At 68.5% G+C, this 18,024-nt stretch carries 17 protein-coding genes and 1 tRNA gene; 13 read left to right on the forward strand and 5 right to left on the reverse strand.

Annotated elements, in window-relative coordinates:
* Window positions 1–128 precede the first annotated feature (128 nt).
* The 3 genes from ATJ88_RS16365 (at window position 129) to ATJ88_RS16375 (ending at window position 3,860) form a co-directional block, all read left to right on the forward strand.
* Entirely contained in the window at window positions 129–1,352 is a 1,224-nt protein-coding gene (locus tag ATJ88_RS16365) for an ABC-three component system protein (protein WP_098464748.1), read from the forward strand.
* A 53-nt stretch (window positions 1,353–1,405) separates the two neighbouring features.
* Window positions 1,406–1,897 (forward strand): three component ABC system middle component, encoded by a 492-nt coding sequence (locus ATJ88_RS19150; RefSeq protein ID WP_098464749.1) that lies wholly within the window; start codon window positions 1,406–1,408, stop codon window positions 1,895–1,897.
* 292 nt (window positions 1,898–2,189) lie between these two features.
* Window positions 2,190–3,860: a DUF3732 domain-containing protein gene (locus ATJ88_RS16375; RefSeq protein ID WP_211287531.1), complete on the forward strand. Its 1,671-nt coding sequence runs from the start codon at window positions 2,190–2,192 to the stop codon at window positions 3,858–3,860.
* Between the two features lie 6 nt (window positions 3,861–3,866).
* Here the strand turns inward: ATJ88_RS16375 and ATJ88_RS16380 are convergent, their stop codons facing one another.
* Together ATJ88_RS16380 and ATJ88_RS16385 are read right to left on the reverse strand one after the other, a co-directional pair.
* The gene (locus ATJ88_RS16380) at window positions 3,867–4,601 is read right to left on the reverse strand and encodes a hypothetical protein (protein WP_141538714.1); all 735 of its coding nucleotides are present in this window, start codon (window positions 4,599–4,601) and stop codon (window positions 3,867–3,869) included.
* Between the two features lie 56 nt (window positions 4,602–4,657).
* A complete protein-coding gene (locus ATJ88_RS16385) occupies window positions 4,658–5,488 on the reverse strand; it encodes a hypothetical protein (RefSeq protein WP_098464751.1) in 831 nt (276 codons plus the stop codon).
* A gap of 184 nt (window positions 5,489–5,672) precedes the next feature.
* Between ATJ88_RS16385 and ATJ88_RS16390 the strand changes: the two genes are divergently transcribed.
* From ATJ88_RS16390 to ATJ88_RS16420, 7 genes are all read left to right on the forward strand, one after another.
* Window positions 5,673–6,071, forward strand: coding sequence for a plasmid replication, integration and excision activator (locus ATJ88_RS16390; RefSeq protein ID WP_211287532.1), 399 nt, complete (start codon window positions 5,673–5,675; stop codon window positions 6,069–6,071).
* Complete coding sequence (locus tag ATJ88_RS16395; protein ID WP_098464753.1) at window positions 6,071–6,436, forward strand: hypothetical protein; 366 nt, start codon at window positions 6,071–6,073, stop codon at window positions 6,434–6,436. The genes ATJ88_RS16390 and ATJ88_RS16395 overlap by 1 nt, the downstream gene beginning before the upstream one ends.
* Window positions 6,436–7,953: an FtsK/SpoIIIE domain-containing protein gene (locus tag ATJ88_RS16400; RefSeq protein ID WP_098464754.1), complete on the forward strand. Its 1,518-nt coding sequence runs from the start codon at window positions 6,436–6,438 to the stop codon at window positions 7,951–7,953. The genes ATJ88_RS16395 and ATJ88_RS16400 overlap by 1 nt, the downstream gene beginning before the upstream one ends.
* On the forward strand, window positions 7,946–9,502 hold the full coding sequence (locus ATJ88_RS16405) for a replication initiator (protein WP_211287533.1): 1,557 nt from the start codon (window positions 7,946–7,948) through the stop codon (window positions 9,500–9,502). Before ATJ88_RS16400 ends, ATJ88_RS16405 begins: the two co-directional genes overlap by 8 nt.
* Before the next feature lie 220 nt (window positions 9,503–9,722).
* A complete protein-coding gene (locus ATJ88_RS16410) occupies window positions 9,723–9,950 on the forward strand; it encodes a helix-turn-helix transcriptional regulator (RefSeq protein WP_098464755.1) in 228 nt (75 codons plus the stop codon).
* Window positions 9,951–9,953: 3 nt separating this feature from the next.
* On the forward strand, window positions 9,954–11,213 hold the full coding sequence (locus tag ATJ88_RS16415; RefSeq protein WP_141538715.1) for a tyrosine-type recombinase/integrase: 1,260 nt from the start codon (window positions 9,954–9,956) through the stop codon (window positions 11,211–11,213).
* A complete protein-coding gene (locus ATJ88_RS16420; protein ID WP_098464757.1) occupies window positions 11,210–11,611 on the forward strand; it encodes a hypothetical protein in 402 nt (133 codons plus the stop codon). Before ATJ88_RS16415 ends, ATJ88_RS16420 begins: the two co-directional genes overlap by 4 nt.
* Window positions 11,612–11,615: 4 nt before the next feature.
* Here ATJ88_RS16420 and ATJ88_RS16425 read toward each other — a convergent pair whose 3' ends face one another.
* The 3 genes from ATJ88_RS16425 to ATJ88_RS16435 all read right to left on the reverse strand — a co-directional run bounded on the left by ATJ88_RS16425 (window position 11,616) and on the right by ATJ88_RS16435 (window position 14,043).
* Window positions 11,616–11,921, reverse strand: coding sequence for a hypothetical protein (locus ATJ88_RS16425; protein WP_141538716.1), 306 nt, complete (start codon window positions 11,919–11,921; stop codon window positions 11,616–11,618).
* Window positions 11,922–12,027: 106 nt separating this feature from the next.
* Window positions 12,028–12,117 (reverse strand) — tRNA-Ser (locus ATJ88_RS16430).
* A gap of 192 nt (window positions 12,118–12,309) precedes the next feature.
* Window positions 12,310–14,043 (reverse strand): glycosyl hydrolase family 18 protein, encoded by a 1,734-nt coding sequence (locus ATJ88_RS16435; protein ID WP_098464759.1) that lies wholly within the window; start codon window positions 14,041–14,043, stop codon window positions 12,310–12,312.
* Between the two features lie 262 nt (window positions 14,044–14,305).
* Here ATJ88_RS16435 and ATJ88_RS16440 point away from each other — a divergent pair, with 262 nt between their 5' ends.
* Genes ATJ88_RS16440 through ATJ88_RS16450 form a run of 3 tightly spaced genes read left to right on the forward strand, consistent with a single transcriptional unit; the run spans window position 14,306 to window position 17,615 of the window.
* The gene (locus ATJ88_RS16440; RefSeq protein ID WP_098464760.1) at window positions 14,306–14,917 is read left to right on the forward strand and encodes a DUF4956 domain-containing protein; all 612 of its coding nucleotides are present in this window, start codon (window positions 14,306–14,308) and stop codon (window positions 14,915–14,917) included.
* Window positions 14,914–15,705 (forward strand): polyphosphate polymerase domain-containing protein, encoded by a 792-nt coding sequence (locus ATJ88_RS16445; protein ID WP_098464761.1) that lies wholly within the window; start codon window positions 14,914–14,916, stop codon window positions 15,703–15,705. The genes ATJ88_RS16440 and ATJ88_RS16445 overlap by 4 nt, the downstream gene beginning before the upstream one ends.
* A gap of 17 nt (window positions 15,706–15,722) precedes the next feature.
* On the forward strand, window positions 15,723–17,615 hold the full coding sequence (locus tag ATJ88_RS16450; RefSeq protein WP_098464762.1) for a carbohydrate-binding domain-containing protein: 1,893 nt from the start codon (window positions 15,723–15,725) through the stop codon (window positions 17,613–17,615).
* Window positions 17,616–18,024 lie beyond the last annotated feature (409 nt).

Here is an 18,024-nt window from a genome sequence, read left to right on the forward strand (position 1 = left end):
CGGACAGGTTCCCTCCCCAGGAGCCTCAGAGTAGGCTCGCGCCAGGCCATCCGGGTCATCGATGATCTATTGCAGGACGCCCAGGACCGTCGTTCTCGGCGCCGAGCGGTCGACGGAAGGACACTCGCATGACAGGGCACGGCGCGGCAGCGTCAGCGGCGGGTTACCTATATCAGACCAATTGGGCACTCGTTGACCTGCTACGCAAGGGAAATGCTAGGCCGGACCAGGCCATGACGCTAGAGACGCATGATGATATCGCCTGGACTTCCGATACTGACGCAGACGACCCAATCGAACTACTACAGGTAAAGCTCCATTCGACGAGCACTTCGGCAGGCCTCGGAGACATGGCGGTTGACATGTGGAAAACAATCCAGGTTTGGATGGACCGCCCCGACTCGATCGATCCCTTGGGGCCAGACTTGAACCTAATCACAACTTCCGTTGCGAGTCCAGGTACAGCAGCCTTTGCCTTGAGACCCACGAGCCGCAATACCGACTTAGCACTGAACAAACTGATCGCTGCCGCAACAAACTCTACAAACGACGACACTAAACGCGCACGCGAAGCGTTCCTCGCCAAGGATCGAACCGAACTCGTGAGCCTGCTAGAGCGCGTGAGGGTACTTGATGGCCAGCCACCTCCGGAGGACCTCGAGTCCGCGGTGCGAGTCACCTTGGCCTATGCGCTACCAAGCGGCGGAACAGCCATCGAGGATAAGTTCGTCGCGCAGGTATGGCTGTACTGGGCGAACGTCGCCGTCGACATGCTCAGAGGTAGACGTACCCTTATCTCGGTCACAGAGATTCGCACCTACATCCGTGAACTTCGCGATAGCTACACGACGGAGAATCTCCCCACCACAGTCCAGATATCAGCCGTTTCGGACGATCAGATTGACCTCTATTCGGACGCGACCTTCGTCCAGCAACTAGAGATGGTGGACTACGCGGGGCCATCCTTGCGAAATGCGATTATCGACTATCACCGAGCCGTGACCCAGGAAACCGAATGGCTAAGCGATAGCCTAATTGGGCTTCATGAGTTGCGAAGGTTCGAAGAGGAACTTCGATTCGAATGGCAACGCGAGTTCTACAACATGGTTCAAGACCTAGAGTTAGAACACCTGGATAGCGACGCGGCGGAGAAGGTGAAGCGTCGGGCAGGTAGAAAGCTACTGAACTATCTACTTCAGTCTACGGCGGTTAGCGTGCGCTCCTACTACAACGAGGGATTCTACGGCCGGGGCAAAAGGCACGAACTCGCCGGGCATACGTCAGAAACACACCGAATCGGATGGCATCCGGATTTCGCAGAAAGACTGGAGTCGCTCGCGACACTAATCTAGTTCGCAGGGGCGGGCTCCGATACTTGTCTAGAATCGAATGGGCAGGGAGAATAATGACGGCCTGGGAACAAAGATCACGCACGGAAGCCGCAATGCTCAATCCGGCGCTACTTGCAGCCATCACTGCAAGCGCCGCGATTCGCTTCCTTGAAGCGGGAGGTCGGGCTATGCCTTGGTATTACGCTCATCTCGTTGCACCGCTTGTGCTACACCGCGGGACTCGCGAGGCACTCCCCCGCGACACCCGTACAAACCTGACGACCTGGGTATCGAGGCATCCTGTCGAACACGCAGGCTTTGGCCAGCGAGCTCAGTCGCTTCGCGGCGCGGTCCAGGATGGCCTCCGCTTCGGCTTCAGGCACCACATGCTGGAGCTCAACCAGGAAGGCGGACTCACGGCTTCGCTGGCACAGGGACGAGGCCACACCCTTGAGCCCAACAGCGATGTGCACCGAGTCGTGACTCGTGCGGGCTTCGTTGGCAAGTGGCTCACCAAGATCGAGCAGCCAGCGACTGCGTTCGTGATCCTCGGTGTGGCACCCTAGCGTCATGCAACTTCTCGCCCTCGTCCTATACAACGCGGACGGACGTGTACGACGACTTGACTTCCAGCCAGGTGCGCTCAATATCGTGACTGGCCAGTCAGGCACCGGCAAGAGCGCACTTCTTACAATAGTTGAGTACTGTCTCGGCCGCTCCACAAATCTCGTTCCTGTGGGTCCAATATCGGATACCGTCGTGTGGTACGGGTGCCTCTGGCAGCTAAACACGTCGGGCGATCAGGCATTCGTGGCGCGCCCCCGGCCAGCCGGCCACAATGCAAGTACGACAGTCGCAATGCTTGAGTTCGGGAGCAACCTAGACATACCCCCGCTGGAAGCGCTCCGAGGCAACACCGACTCTCGCCAACTTAGGCACCAACTTGGGCGCAGGATCGGCATCGAGGAAAATCAGATCGAGCGAGGACCATGGTCGCTGAGGAACGCGCTCGAAGCGAACATTGGACACGCGGCACTGCTTTGCTTCCAAACTCAGTCGGAGGTCGCCAGTCAGTCCCTGCTATTCCATCGGATGGGCGAGGAAGGAATCGACCAGGCGCTCAAGGATTCAATTCCCTATTTCCTTGGCGCTCTCGCACCAGACGAGGCTAGGAAGCGCGCTCAACTTCGCGACGCGAAGCGAACGCTTTCACGGCTAGAAGCAGAGTACGAGCGCGCTCTCCGAATAGTGGAGACAATCGATGTGGAACTTAGCGCACTGCACGCCGAGGCACTCACTGTGGGCTTGGTGACCGCACTTCCGGAGCCGGATCGCCTGTCACTAGTGCGGGCGCTCCAAGCGGCACGTTCCGCGCCTGCCGGACCGGTCACATACGCGGAAACGCCCGAGCAGCAAAGTAGACGTCACGCACTCGAGGATCAGCGTGATGAACTAAGGAAGACACTCCGCGGAGTAATGGAGAATCGCAGCCTACTACTTAATGAGCACCGAGCCGCAAATGAATATGTGACGGCACTCTCCCAGCAAGAGTCTCGCCTCACGGCACTTAATCTCGTTCCAAGTGCTGCCAGCGACGGCGGATCCCTCGATCACAGTTCGCGCGAGTGCCCTGCATGTGGAAGTCATCTCGAGCATGCGGACCCGACCGCTGAAGTCCTCGGGCGCAGCCTCGAAGAATTGCGAGTTCAAGTTGGCACGTTGACTGGTGCCCGGCCGTCCCAGCGACAATCTCTGGAGAGCCTGGACCTGGAGGCGGCCGAACTACGAGAGCACCTCCGAGTCGCCGAGTCCGCGCTGCAGGACCTTCAAAGGGCCAACCGTATCCAGGAAGAGTCCGGAGCGGAAGGGCGCGACTTTACGCGCGGCAGAATCGACGCAATCCTTGCACGATTGGCCGTGGTGGATGACGCTTCGCTAGAAGTGATTCGTCAACAGTTGGAGAGCGCGCGTTCCTTCGTAGCCGAACTTGGTGCGGACCTTGACGACGAAAATCGTCGAGAACAGTTGACCTCCAGGCTGGTCGCGGTGGGTCGAGACATCAAGCGCTTCGCCGAGCGTTTGGGATTGGAGCACAGCGACGACGACGTCCGCCTGGATCTCTCGCGACTCACGATCGTTGCCGATACCGACTCCGGTCCTGCCCGACTCTCCCGCATTGGTAGCGCTAAGAATTGGGTGGGTTATCACCTAGCTACTCATCTCGCGTTGCACGGCTACTTTGTCCGCCAGAGTCGGCCTGTTCCGCGATTCCTCATGCTCGATCAGCCAACGCAAGCTCATTATCCCGCGGAGAACGACAATTCGAGCGGCCTGCCGAGTGAAGATGCGGATCGCCTCGCCGTGAGGGCGATGTTTGAGTTGATGTACGATGCCGTCCAGGACCTCGCGCCGGACTTTCAGGTCATTGTTTGCGACCATGCCGATCTTCCTGAGAACTGGTTCCAGGAGGCAGTGCGGGAGAGATGGCGCAACGGCGCTGCACTAATTCCCGCGGAATGGCTCTTGTGACGATGTCTACCCATAGCGAATGACAGCTAAGGCCTTATCGTCATGGCGCTTGGCTCGGGGAAGTGTCAATCCGTCCGGATCCTCGCAGTCCTCCCAAGTGTCCAAGTCACGCATGAGGCTTGCTAACTCCACACCACTCAATTTTGCGACATTTGCCCATACGTCAAGGCTGAGATGCCGCATAGGTCGATAGGCGCCGTCAGTCGCCAGGACTAGCCACGGTGTGGTGTCGAGGCTCATGCGGACTTCGAGTCCGTGGCGGGCGGCGTTTGGGGCCGCCTCTGCGATCCAGAACCCGTCGTCGGCGTTTCGGTGTCGCGCCTGCTCTGCCTGGAGCGCCCTCAATAGTTCGCGGTGTGTCTCGTCGAAGCCGTAACCCTGAGCGAGCCGCGCTCTGTACCTTGCGCGCTCCTCCTGAGCGACGCCGTCGATCCGTGTGTCGACGTAGACGCCGTGGGGTGTCGCGATCTGACTGTCACCGAGGACAAACAGGTCGAGGCCCTCATCGTCATGGCGTGCGATGGCAACGGTACTCGACGGAGCGGCATCAGGATGGAGGTCGAGCGCCGAGGAGGTCTCCTTGATTGATTGCGCTACAAGGTCGGCGAGTGGAATCTGGGGCTTGGCCGCGAGGCCGTCTATGAGGCTGTTGCCAAAGGTGTCGACGTAGGTAGAGGTCGGGACGTCGACCGGCACGAAGGCCGAAGCGCCATCGAGGACGATGACAGCCGTGTTGGTCACGAGTATGCGGTCTTGTGACGAAGCAGCCTCGGGCAGCATCGCTGTTGCGACCCGCATCAGTCGTCCCACCGCCGGGGCGCGCCCAGGGCCACTGCACTGGTGATCGTCAGGCCATCGTGACTGCTCTCGACGAGAAGGGAGAAGTCCCCTCCCTCCGTGGTGCTGAAGAGCTCAGCAGCGTCATCGGTCAGTTGAGTGAGTGCGCCCAAGGAGCCGATGGCGTGCAGTCCTGCTACGTGTGTGATCGTGCGGCTGCCCTCCCTACGGCGCGCCACATAGGCGACATCAGTGCTGCCGCCCGAGGTGTCCATGGGCGAACGATGGTGCTCGTGAGTCTGCCGGTCCTCGATGAACCAACCGTCCTCGTCACGCCCAATGGTGAACCGCGGATCGGTGTCGAGAAGGTCCGCGACAGCCGGTGACGACTTCGGGCCGCAGATGACGAACAGGTCGCCTTCCGGGAGCTCCGTGTCGTCCGGGCCGACCTGCGCGGTGCGGGTCGTGAAGCCGAAGGACTCCAAGAGCTGCTTGGCGAGGTCGCCGGCTGCCACGTCCTCGGCAGCGAGCAGCGGCCGTTCCCGATCGGTCACTTGGTAGCGGTACGGCAGCACGACTGTCACGGGACCGATCCCGAACAGTGCGCGTGCGGCAGGTGGGGCCGACGAGCGGATCTGCGTGACGCGACCCTTAGTGATCCCCAGGGCCTTCGCCACGTCGGTGTACGACATGCCCTTCTCGACGTGCGCACGTTCCATCCCGGCACGTCGCAGCCGACCGAGCTCGGTCGAGTGCTGCTGGTAGACGGCTTGGAGCGCAGCGGCTCGCTGGGCCTGCCGGATCGGGTCGGGCTCCTGTCGGATCGCGTCGATGTCGTCGGGGAGTAGCACCCTTTGAGTTTAGGCATCCTCGACAGTGCTTGACGAGGCGCGCACCTGCGGTCTAGCGTGTTTAGTACCTATCAACCCCTTGTTCGATCCGACCCGGCCAGCGTTCCGCTCGCTGGGTTTAGGGGGTATCAACGGAGAGGCGAGTCCCATGGCGATGAAGCAGCGGTTCGAGGTAGGGCACGCGGTGGCATTCCCCAAAGGCGCGTTCCTGCGGGGCGAGGTCGAGGCGGTCGCGGACTTCAACGGTGAGAGGCGTGCTGACGGCTCGCGTCCGCAGCAGCACGACAAGGAGACGGGCCTGCCGTTGTGGCAGTGCGTCGTCATCGACGGTGACGAGGACGCCGGTCGGAAGGAGATCGGTGTGACCGTGAAGTTTGCGGCGAAGTACCAGCCGGTTCCGCCCGAGAACAAGTCCGGGATGCCGTGGACGCCCGTCGAGTTCGTCGGGCTCACCGCACTGCCCTACGTGGACGACAACGGTGTCCGCCCCCGCATCGCGTGGTCCTTTCGCGCCACGGACATCGTGGCTCCGGGCCAGGGCCGCACCGTCGCGAAGCCGCCCGAGTCCAAGAGCGCCGCCTGATGAACACCAACGTCCCCGACGTGGGGTTCGCTCCGGTGGAGCTGTTGCAGGTCGCGGGCGACCTGGTCGACTGGGTCGACGGACGATTCACCTACCTCGCCCTGTCCCGCACGGCGATCTCCGTCCACGTCGACGCGCAGGCCGACGCCGAGCACCTGGCCCGGCTGCTCTGCCTCGGCGACGTCACCGACTACCCGCCCGAGGACCACGCCCGCGGCTTCACCGTCTGGTCCTCCCCCGCGGGCGCCACGCCCGCGTTCGCGGTCTGCTGCGCAGCCGACCTGACCCGCCCCGTCCGGTCGTTCCCCGCGGTCGAACCGTGGTGGGACGACCTCGACGGCTCAGCCGGGACGGAGGCCGCGTGATGGACGCCCTCCGAATCGCGTGGGGCATCACCCGCACCATCGCCTCCGCCCTGTGGTGCTTCGTCTGGTGGACAGCGCAAGCCTGGCGGTGGCTGCTCGCCTGCGGCATCGCGGGCAACGTGCTGCTCATCCTCGACCACACGACCGTGGGTTACCTGGTGCTGTGGTGCGTCCCCGCCTTCTCGCTCCTGCGAGCGACGTGGGCGGCGGTGCATCCCCTGTCGTACGAGAACGTCCTCGGCGGACCGCTGCGTCGGCGTGGCTGGCGACGACACCTGCGCAAGCACTGGCCCAAGATCGCCGAACGCTGCGGCCTCACCCTCACCACCCCGGACGCTCGCGTGGTCCCGAGGCTCAAGCGGGTCCGCGCGGACGGCAACACCCTCACGTTCCAGGTACGTGCCCGCCTCGGCCACACGCTCGACGACCTGACCAGCGCCGCCGAGGCCATCGCCACCTGCCTCGGCGCCGAAGCCGTCGAGACCCGCCGCCTCGGCGCCGGCTGGCTCGAACTCACCCTCACGATGCGCGAGCTGCTGCACATCCCCACCCTGCCGACCATCCCCGAGACCATCGAGACCGGCGCCGTCACCCTCGGCCGCTGCTCGGACGGCACCCCCTGGCGGCTCGACCTGACCGCACGACACACCCTCGTCGTCGGACGGTCCGGCGCGGGGAAGGGCTCGATCTTCTGGGGCATCGCCGGGAACCTCGCCCCCGCCGCCCACGCAGGCATGGCCCGCCTGTGGGGCATCGACCTCAAAGGCGGCGTCGAGGTCTCCGTGGGCTCCCCGATGTTCTCCCACGTCGCCATGAACGAACCCGACGCCGTCCGCCTCCTCGCGGACCTGCACCGCGTCATCGTCGGGCGTCAGCAGGTCATGCGCGGCCACGCCCGTATGTTCACCCCGGTCCCCGGCGACCCGATCCATGTGCTGCTCATCGACGAGCTCGCCGTCCTGACCGCCTACGCCGCCAAGGACGTCGTCAACGAAGCCGCCACCCTGCTCAAGCTGATCCTCACCCAAGGCCGCGCCTTCGGCGTCATGGTCGTCGCGTTCGTCCAGGACCCCCGCAAGGAGACCGTGGGCATGCGCGACCTGTTCACCCAGACCATCGCCCTCCGCCTCGCCTCGGCCGCAGAGACCCGCATGGTCCTCGGGGATGGCACCGCCGCCCTCGCCCCGGCCCACCACATCGCACCGACGATGCCCGGCGCGGGCTACCTCGTCGGCGACGACGGACACATCGAACGAGTCCGCGCCGACTACTGGACCGACGACTTCATCCGCATGGTCGCCGCCACCTACCCCGCACCCCCGACACCGCTCATCGAGTCGCCCACGGCGGAGAACGCTGCCTCTCCTGGCGCTGACGGCGACAGCGACACCAACACCGCTGCGGACGGCGACGCTCCCGCACGGCCGGTGCGGACGACGTCGGGCAACACGACGCCTCGCAAGCGCAAGCCGCGCACGCCGCGTCAGCCCGCGACGTCGGGGGCTCGCCGTGACTGAGAGCGCGCAGGGAGGGTTTCCCGGGTTCGGGCCGGATGCGCCGCTCGACCTCGGGGCGCTCTCCTCTGCCGCTGTCGCCGGGATCGTGGGGCGTCTGCGGGACCGCACGACGGGTGCCTTCGCGGACGCCGTGGCGCGCACGGGCTACTGCTCGCATCCGGTGCGGCTCACGGGTTCGTCGCGGACCATCGACGCCGCGACGGGCGAGATCCTGGCGGAGTTCCGGTCGGACGACGCTCCGCTGGGCACGCTGTTCCGGGCGTGCGGGAACCGGCGTGAGTCGGTGTGCCCGGCCTGCTCGCGCGTGTACGCACGGGACACGTTCGAGATGATCCGGGCCGGGCTGCTCGGCGGCAAGACCGTCCCCGCCGAGGTCGCGGAGAACCCGCTCGTGTTCGCGACGCTCACCGCCCCGTCGTTCGGGCACGTCCACGGCACGCGCACCAAGCACGGTGGTGGCGGGCGCTGCCGCCCGCACGGTCGGGGCGTCTGCCCGCACGGGCGTCCGCGCTCCTGCACCGCGCAGCATGCCGAGCACGACGCGGCCGTGGGTGGGCCGTTGTGCGACGCCTGCTACGACTGGCAGTCCGCCGTGGTGTGGCAGTGGCACGCGCCCGAGCTGTGGCGGCGGTTCACCATCGCGATGCGCCGCCAGGTGGCCGACGCCCTCGGCGTGCGTGAGAGCGACCTCGCCCGGGTGGCATCCGTGCAGTTCGCGAAGGTCGCCGAGTACCAGGTGCGCGGCCTCGTCCACTTCCACGCGCTCATCCGCCTCGACGGGCCGGACGGCCCCGGCTCCCCCGCCCCGCTGCCGGGCGACGTCCTCGCCGACGCCGTCCGCGCTGCCGCACGCTCCGTCGTCGTCACCGCGCCGCCCGTGGACGGGGCGGACGTGTCGCGGGTGCTGCGGTTCGGTCAGCAGCTCGACGTGCGGTGCGTGCGCTCCGGCGTGCCGGACAACGACGACGGTACCGACGACCTGCGGCCCGAGCAGGTCGCCGGCTACCTCGCGAAGTACTCCACCAAGGGCACCGGCACCGACGCCGCCGAGCCACGCCCGCACCACCAGCGACTCATCCGCACCTGCCGGTGGCTCGCCGAACGTGCCGCGACCGCCTGCCGTAGCGTCGCTGGCCCGGACCCGGAGGACGACGACGGCTGCCACTGCGGCCACTGCGCCGACAGCCCGTACCGGCTGCTCGCCAAGTGGGCGCACATGCTCGGCTTCCGCGGCCACTTTTCCAGCAAGTCCCGCCGCTACTCCATCCCGCTCGGTCGCCTGCGCCGCGCCCGCGCCCGGTTCCAGCGGCTCAAGGCCGACGCCGACCGCGACGGCACCCCGATGGACACCGCTGACCTCGAAGCGCGCCTGCTCGCCGACGACGAAGGCACCACCCTCGTCGTCGGGCACTGGACCTACCAGGGCACCGGCTGGACCAACCCCGGCGACAAGGCCCTCGCCGACGCCGCAGCCGCGCGTGCCCGCGAGTACGCCCAGTGGAAAGCGCGCACCCGCGGGGGTGAAGTCCCGATCACGCCCGCAGCGTGAGGGACTTCTGGACCCGGCCCGGCTCGAACGGGCTGCCACCCTCTCCAAACTGCGGGCAGGACGCACCTTTACCGGTTGGGCACGCCTTGGGCGGGTTGGCCCGAGGCTAGTCCACCGATCAGAACCCGGGCGAGAGTATTCGTCGCACGTTCTCAGTACGGCGCTCGACTCAAATCGAAGCGATCAGCAGCTCCACCACGACGACGTAGGAGGAAGCATCATGAGCACCACGAACGTGACCCAGATCGACCGAACGACCCGCCGCCGACGCCTCATGACGCCGAGCGAGCTGGCCGAGTACCTGGGCGTGAGTCTGCACTGCGTGTACGCCTGGTCGAGCCGTGGGGGTGGGCCGAAGGTGGTCCACGTCGGCGCTCGGCTGCGCTACCGGCCCGACGACGTCGAGGCGTGGCTGGACAGCGTCACCGACAGCGACGCGGCGGGCTGACCGATGGCCCGCCCACCCATCGAGCCGGGTCGTTGGGGGCACATCAGCCGGACGGAGGTCGCCCCCGGCGCCTGGCGGGCTCGTGCCCGGTACCGCGACGTGTCGGGCGTGCTCCGCAGCGTCGAGGCGCGGGGCCGGTCCGGGGCTGCCGCTCAGCGCGCGCTGGAGGACAAGCTGCACCGCGCGAGCGGGGACGGCACCAGCAACGGCGGCGCGACCCTCAAACCGGAGACCCGCATGACGGTGGCCTTCGATCAGTGGGTGGCCGAGAAGCGGGCCGAGGGGCAGGTGACGCCGCAGTCGCTGGCGACGTACCTCGGTGTGCTGGAGCGGGACCTGCGTCCGGCGTTCGGGGCGCTGCGGGTGCGGGAGGTGACTCCCGTCGCGGTGAACCGGGTCCTCATGGCGCTCAGCTCGGCGCGGAAGTTCGACACCGCCCGGCAGGCCCGCAACGTGCTGTCGCAGGTCATGATGATGTGCGTCCGCTACGGGGCGGCACCGTTCAACCCGGTGCGGGACGCCGTCACGGTGCGCAAGCCGCGACGCGACGAGGTCCGTGCCCTCGGGCTGGAGGACATCGCCCTGCTGCGCAAGGCCGTGCGGGAGTGGGAGGACCGTCCCGCGCTCCCCCGCGGTCGGCGGAACATCACGCTCCTGCCGCAGATCGTGGACACGATGCTCGGCACCGGGCTGCGGATCGGTGAGTGCCTGGCGCTACGAGAAGCGGACCTCGACCTCGAGGCGGCGATCCCGACGCTCACCGTCACCGGCACCATCGTCCGGGTCGAGGGCCGGCTGCTGCGGCAGTCCAAGCCCAAGTCGGACACGTCGCGTCGCACCATCACGCTGCCCGACTTCGTCGTCGCGGCCGTCACCGAGTCGCTGGACCTCGGGCTCGACGGCGGGCCGGACGACCTCGTGTTCCCGTCGACCAACGCGACGCCTCGGTCGCCGAGCCGGATCCGCGACCAGCTCCGCGACGCCCAGGCCGCCATCGGCACCAAGGTCACGCCGCACGACTTCCGCCGCACCGTCGCCACCCAGGTCGCCAACTCCACCACCGTCGCCAACGCGACCGCGCTGCTCGGCCACGCCGACGAGGGCACCACCGTGCGGCACTACGTGAAGCGGACCCACGTCGCCCCGGACCTGCGGACGGTGATCGATCAGCTCGTCACCCAGGCGTCGACGTCGACCTCAGCCAGACACAATGGGAGCGAAGTCGTGACGGTGAGGGCAGAAGCCGGAGGTGAAGGCGAGTGATCGGGGACTGGATCACCGACACCATCGGCGTGCTCATCGGTGCCAAGCTCGGTGACCGCTGGAACGCCCGCAAGCGACGAAAGCTTCAGGCGGAGGGGCGGATCTATCTCTCCGTCCGTGCCCGGGGAGCAGGGGTACGAGGCGTGACGTCGACCTGGAACCCAGGGCTCTGGACGGTCTCCCCCCAGCGGATCTCGCTGTACCGGCTCTCGGTGTCCGTCGACCGCATCGTCTCGGTCCGGGAAGCCACTAACCGCGAAGGGTGGAAGTTCGACGGGATCGATCCGCGGTCTGCCGTGCTGGAGGTCGAATCCGGTTCCGGCCGCGTCGAGATCGCCGTCATGGCGGACCAGCTGGAGTGGTTCACCCGAGAGGTCGGTGTTCCCTGTGACGACTAGAAGGTCACGGCGAGTGCTGGATCGGGCTCGCCAGCTCGTTGAGGCTCACCATGAACTTCTTCAGGGTGCGCCGCTTGAGCCGACCCGAGAGCGACTCGTCGAACCAGTGGAGCCAGATCGCGTCGACCTGCTCCACCGTGATCGATCCGTCGTCGACGAGGTGCCGGGCGATGGGTTCGGCTTCGAGCTCGTACTCGTCGAGCGGAGCGCCGTCCGGGAGGCCGGGCTCCAGCCCGTAGGGGTCGACGTCGTTCAGCAGGGCGAGGACGCCGGACACCGTGCTCTTCCACAGCCTGCTTCGCTCGTTCACTCCGCCATGATGGCGCAGCGCGGGAGCCAAAGTGGTGAGTATCTGGTGACCGGGGAACGACGAAGGGCCCCACATCCGCATAATGCTGCGGGTGGGGCCCTTCGGGTGGCGGTAGCGGTGGGATTTGAACCCACGGTGGACTTGCACCCACACACGCTTTCGAGGCGTGCTCCTTAGGCCGCTCGGACACGCTACCTTCGCCGGACGGACCGGCCTGACGATGCTACCGGACCGGTGGCCTCCGGACGAAATCCGGGGACGCGACGTGGGTCACGCACCGGTCTGGCGCCCGTCGGCGGGCGGGTGGTGCGGGTGTAACCCGGGTTACACCCGCACCATCCGTGCGGCGTCCCGGCGGCAGGTGGCGCCTGCCGCCGGGCGGTCGGGGTCAGGCGCAGGGCGTCCCGGCGTCCCACGCGTTCCACGTGTTGGCGGCGGGCACCTGGCCGCGGGTCCACCACATGGCGGTGTGGTTCACGCCGGCCTTCGAGACGACGTCGCCCTTGGTGTAGGTGGCGGTGGCGTCGAAGGCGGGGGCGCAGTCCTCGGCGGCGACGGGGAACGTGCCGCGGGGGCCGACCTCCACCCAGGGGTTCTTCTTGCCCTCGCCGGGCTCCTGGTCGCGGGTCCACCAGCGGGCCCGGTACTCGGTGCCGTTGTGCGCGACGACGTCACCGGCGGTGTACACGCCGGAGGCGTACCAGGGGGCGGCGCCGGGGCCCTCGACGAGGGGGCCGGGGGTGGCGGCGCGGAACGAGTCGGCGAGGGTGCTGCCGAGCTGGTTCTTGTAGTCGCCGGCGATGTCCCAGAAGTAGGCGCCGCCGTAGCCGTTCTCCGCGATCCAGTCGGCCTTCGCGGCGACGGAGCGCGGGGTGTCGAGGCTCCACCACTGGTCGCCGTCGTACCGATAGGCCGCGACGGCCTCCTCGTCGTAGTACTCGGTGCCGAGGTCGTGCAGCTCGGAGTAGTTCTTCACACCGATCGCGGCCTCGGCGGCGGCCCCGGGGGTGGGGTCGTCGACGCCACGCCAGCCCTGGCCGTACGCGGCGAGGCCGAGGACGATCTGGTCGTCGTCGTACCCGGCGGCACGGTAGGCGCCGAGCAGGCCGTCGGCGGCGAGGCCCCAGTTGGCGCTGGGGTTGTCGGGCCAGGCGTAGGGGTGCAGGTTGCCCTGGTGGCCGGTGCGGTTCGCCACCCAGGTGCCGTGGTAGTCGTAGCCCTGGATGTTGAGGAAGTCGACGACGTCCGCGAGACGCGGGTCGACCCAGCCGCCCTGGGTGCGGGGCCCCCAGCCGGCGGGCGCGAACCCGGTGAGCAGGTAGTCCTCGCCGGTGACGGCGGAGCGCTCGTCCAGCTCGGCGCGGAACAGCTCCATCAGCGACAGGAAGTTCTCCTTGTCGACGTCGGGGTTCGGGGAGGTGTGCTCCCCGGTGGCGGCGGGCCACTCCCAGTCGATGTCGAACCCGTCGAAGATGCCGGCGGCGACGCCGTCGCCGCCCTGGGCGCCGTAGACGGGCAGGTTGCCGTCGAGGTAGACGTCGAGGCAGGAGTCGACGAGGCGCTGGCGGGACTCGGCGGTGAGCGCGGCCTCGGAGAAGTTGTCGGACCAGGTCCAGCCGCCGAGCGAGATGGTGATCTGCAGGTCGGGGTACAGCTCCTTGAGCTTGCGGAGCTGGTTGAAGTTCCCGGCGAGGGGCTGGTCGGCGGTGTCGGCGACGCCGTCGACGGAGTCCTTCGCGCCGACGAGCCGCAGGTAGTCGTTCTCGGGGTCGCCCTCGAGGGTGCCGGGGTCGATGCCGTCGGGGCCGACGGTCTCGTCGCTGATGTCGCAGACGAGGTCGCTGGTGATGTTCCCGAACGCGTAGGTGAGGTGCGTGAGGTCGGCGACGGCACCGGTCTTGATGAGGTCGGCGACCTCGTAGTCGTGGGAGTCTCCGGGTCCCCAGCCGGGGAAGTAGCCGAGGGTGCGGAATCCGTTGACGCCGTCGGCGTCGTGCGTGGATCCGGCGTCGGGGGCGGTGGGCTTGGCGGCCTGAGCGGCGGCGCCGGTGCCGACGACGAGCGCGCCGGCGGTGACGAGGGCGAGGGCCGCGCGGCGGCTCGGGGTCGAACGGTGTCTCATCGATGAGCCTCACTGGGGAACAGGAGTTTGTTCGGACTCCTGCAAGTTAGCGCCTGGGAGTCGCCTGTGACCAGGGACACACCGGGATCTCCACCGATTCGTTATCTCGCCTGACAAGGCCCCCGGGGTCGTCCCAGCGTTCCCAGGAAAGTCGCAGGCCCACCACAGCCCCCCGGCGGTCCGGCCGTGTTCACTCGGTGTTCATCAAGCCCCTGCCAGCCGTCGCGGCCGCCGCCGCACGCCGACACCCGGAGACGCACCCATGTCGCCCTACCTGCTCTACGCGATCGACGCCGTCGCCGTCGCCGTCCTCACGTTCGCCCTCTACTTCCCGCGCCACCGGCGCCGCGACCTCGTCGTCGCGTTCCTCGGGATGAACATCGGGGTCCTGGCCGTCGCGTCCGTCCTCGCGCAGTCCAGCGTCGGCGCCGGCCTCGGGCTCGGACTCTTCGGTGTCCTGTCGATCATCCGGCTGCGCTCCAACGAGCTGTCGCAGCACGAGGTCGCCTACTACTTCGCGTCCCTCGCGCTCGGCCTCCTCGGCGGCCTCGGCGCGTCCGTCGGCTGGCTGTCCGTCGCCGGCATGGCCCTCATCCTGCTCGTCATGGCCCTGGCCGACAGCCCACGCCTGTTCGCCGCGCACCGCACCACGCGCGTCGTCGTCGACCGCGCCATCTCCGACCACGGCGCCCTCGTCGCCCACCTGGAGCACCTGCTCGGCGGCCTCGTCCACAGCGCGTCCGTGGAACGCCTCGACCTCGCCAACGACACCACCGTCGTCGAGGTCCGTTACCGCACCGACGTCGCCCCCGCCCACCTTCCGCCCGACCCCGTGGACGTGCCGCGGCACGCCGACCTGGCGGTGACCCGATGACGGTCGCCCCCTCCGCGGCCGACGTCGTCGCGCACGGCCTCGCCCCGCGCCCGTCGGTGACGCTCGCCGAGCTCGACGCCACCGCCGCCCTCCAGACCCGCGTCGACCGCAAGTACGTCCTCACGCCCGCGGAGGTCGCCGACCTCCTCGCCGCCCTCTCCCCCACTGCCCGCGTGCTCGACATCGACGGCCGCCGCACCTTCACCTACGCCTCCACCTACTACGACACCGCCGACCTGATGACGTTCCACCAGGCCGCCCGACGTCGTCGGCGCCGCTTCAAGGTCCGCACCCGCACCTACGTCGACACCGGCGGCACGTTCCTCGAGGTCAAGACGCGGGCCGCCCGCGGCGTCACCGTCAAGGAGCGCGTCCCCGCGGAGCACGGCGGGCCGCGCCTCACCCCCGACGCCGCCGGGTTCGTCGACGACCGCCTCGCCGCCGCCCGCGTCGCCGCGCCCCCGTCGACGGCCCTGAGCCCCGTCCTGTCCTCCCACTACCGCCGCACCACCGTGCTCGCCCCCGACGCCCGCGTCACCCTCGACACGGACCTCACCTGGCGGCTCGCCCCCGGCCCCGACGCCGACGCGCGCTGGGCCGACGTCGGCGGACTCGTCGTCGTCGAGACGAAGGCCGGCACCGCGCCGTCGTCCGTCGACCGCCTCCTGTGGCGGGCCGGCCACCGGCCCGACCGCATCTCCAAGTACGCGACAGGGCTCGCCGTCCTGCGCCCCGAGCTCCCCGACCACCCCTGGCGACGCCTGCGCCGCGAGCGCCTGGCCGCCTGACCGAAGGGATCACCCGCATGAACCCGCAGCACCTGCCCCTCTGGACCCGCCACCCCTGGACCCGTGCCGTCGCCGCCGCCGCGGCGGGCGTCCTCACTCTCGGAGCCGTCGCCGCGTGCAGCGTCGACGACGCGACCGCCACGAGCGCCGCCGGCTCCTCGACGAGCACGAGCGAGGTGTCCGCCACGTCGTCCGTCGGGATGACGGCCACCGAGGTCCTCGCGGAGAACCTCGACGCGTCCGACACCGTCGAGCTCGCCGCGTCCACCTGGGACACCGCCGACGAGATCGCCGTCGACCTGGACGACCCGACCGCGACCGACGGCGTGGAGGTCGACGGCGACACCGTCACCCTCACCGCGCCCGGCACGTACGTGCTGTCCGGCAGCCTCGCCGGACAGGTGAAGGTCGACTCGGCCGACGACGGCGTGGTGCGGCTCGTGCTCGACGGCGCCGACATCACGTCGTCGACGGGTGCCGCGATCGACGTGCGCGACGCCGACCAGGTGCACGTCGTCCTCGCCGACGGCTCCACCAACCGCCTCGAGGACGCCGCCGAGTACGCCGCCACCGACGAGGACAACGCCGCCAACGCAGCCCTGTACTCGACCGCGGACATGGCGATCTCCGGCAGCGGCGCCCTAGAGGTCGTCGGGAACTCGAACGACGGCATCACCGGCAAGGACGGGCTCGTCGTCGCGAGCGGCAACATCACCGTCACCGCGGTCGACGACGGCATCCGCGGCAAGGACTACCTCGTGGTGTCAGGCGGCACGATCGACGTCACCGCGGGCGGCGACGGCCTCAAGTCCGACAACGAGGACGACGCCACCGCCGGATACGTCGCCCTGCTGGGCGGCGAGCTGACCGTCGCGGCCGGGTCCGACGGCGTGCAGGGCTTCACCGACGTCGCGGTCGTCGACGGCACCCTCACCGTGACCGAGTCGGAGGAAGGTCTCGAGGCGGCCGTCATCGCCGTCTCCGGCGGCACCGTCGACGTCACCTCCAGCGACGACGCGCTCAACGCGACCGTGAAGGAGCCCGAGGACGAGTCGACCGACACGACCACGGACTCCGGGACCGACTCCGGGACCGACGGGACGACGTCCGACGACTCCGCCACGACCGACGGGACCACCGACGGCGCGACCGACGGCACCGCCGACCAGGCGATGCCGGGCGGCCCGGGCGGCGGAGGTGGCGGCGGCGACATGGCCGTGCAGGAGGGCGCGTCGCTCACCATCACCGGCGGCACCGTGCACGCCGTCGCCGGGACGGACGGGCTGGACTCGAACGGCGTCATCGAGATCTCGGGCGGCACCACCGTCATCGAGGCGGCCGGGTCCGGCTCCGCCGACTCGGGGCAGGCCATGGGCGGTGGCGGCGAGGGCGCGCTCGACGCCAACGGCACGACCACCATCACCGGCGGGGCGGTCGTCACGTCCGGCAACGCCGCGACCGGTTCGGTCGACGTGACGAACGGCTGGGCGAGCCTGAGCGCTGGCGTCGAGGAGGGCGCCACCGTGGAGGTCGCGTCGTCGGACGGCACCGTGCTCGCGTCGGTCGAGCTGACCCGGGCGACGTCGTCGCTGGCGTTCACCGCCGACGGCATGGCCGCCGGCGACGAGTACACGGTGAAGGTGAACGGCTCAGAGGCCGGGACGGCCACGGCGGAGGACACCGTGTCCGGGTCGATGGGCGGCGGCGGTCAGATGCCGGGCGACGGCACGATGCCCGACGGCGGTACCCGGCCCGAGCGCGGCACCCCGCCCGACAGCGGCGGCCAGATGCCGGGCGGCACGACCGACGGCACGACCGACGGGTCCACGAGCGGCTCGACTGACAGCTCGACCGGCGGCACGACGGACAGCTCGACGAGCGGCACCACGTCCACCACGACCGACGTCTGACGCGAGTCAGCGCAGGATCCCGCGACTCAGCGCAGATCGGCGCCAGTCAGCGCAGGATCCCGCGAGTCAGCGTGAACGAAGTTCACTCAGCGCACGGAACGGCGAGTCAGCGCGGGCTTCACCACGAAGCTCGCGCTGACTCGCCGTCCTCTGCGCTGAACCGCCGCGAGCAGCGCTGACTCGCCAGAAACTGCGCTGAGTGGCGAGAGCCCGCGCTGACTCGCGGGGCACGTGCGCTGACTGAACGGGTACTGCGCTGACTCGCGGGAACGAACGCTGACTCGGCAGGAACTGCGCTGACTCGCGGAAAGGAACGCTGACTCGGCAGGAACTGCGCTGACTCCGCGGGAACGAACGCTGACTCGGCAGGAACTGCGCTGACTCCGCGGGAACGAACGCTGACTCGGCA

Origin of the sequence: Isoptericola jiangsuensis (assembly GCF_002563715.1) — a bacterium.
Taxonomy (GTDB): domain Bacteria; phylum Actinomycetota; class Actinomycetes; order Actinomycetales; family Cellulomonadaceae; genus Isoptericola; species Isoptericola jiangsuensis.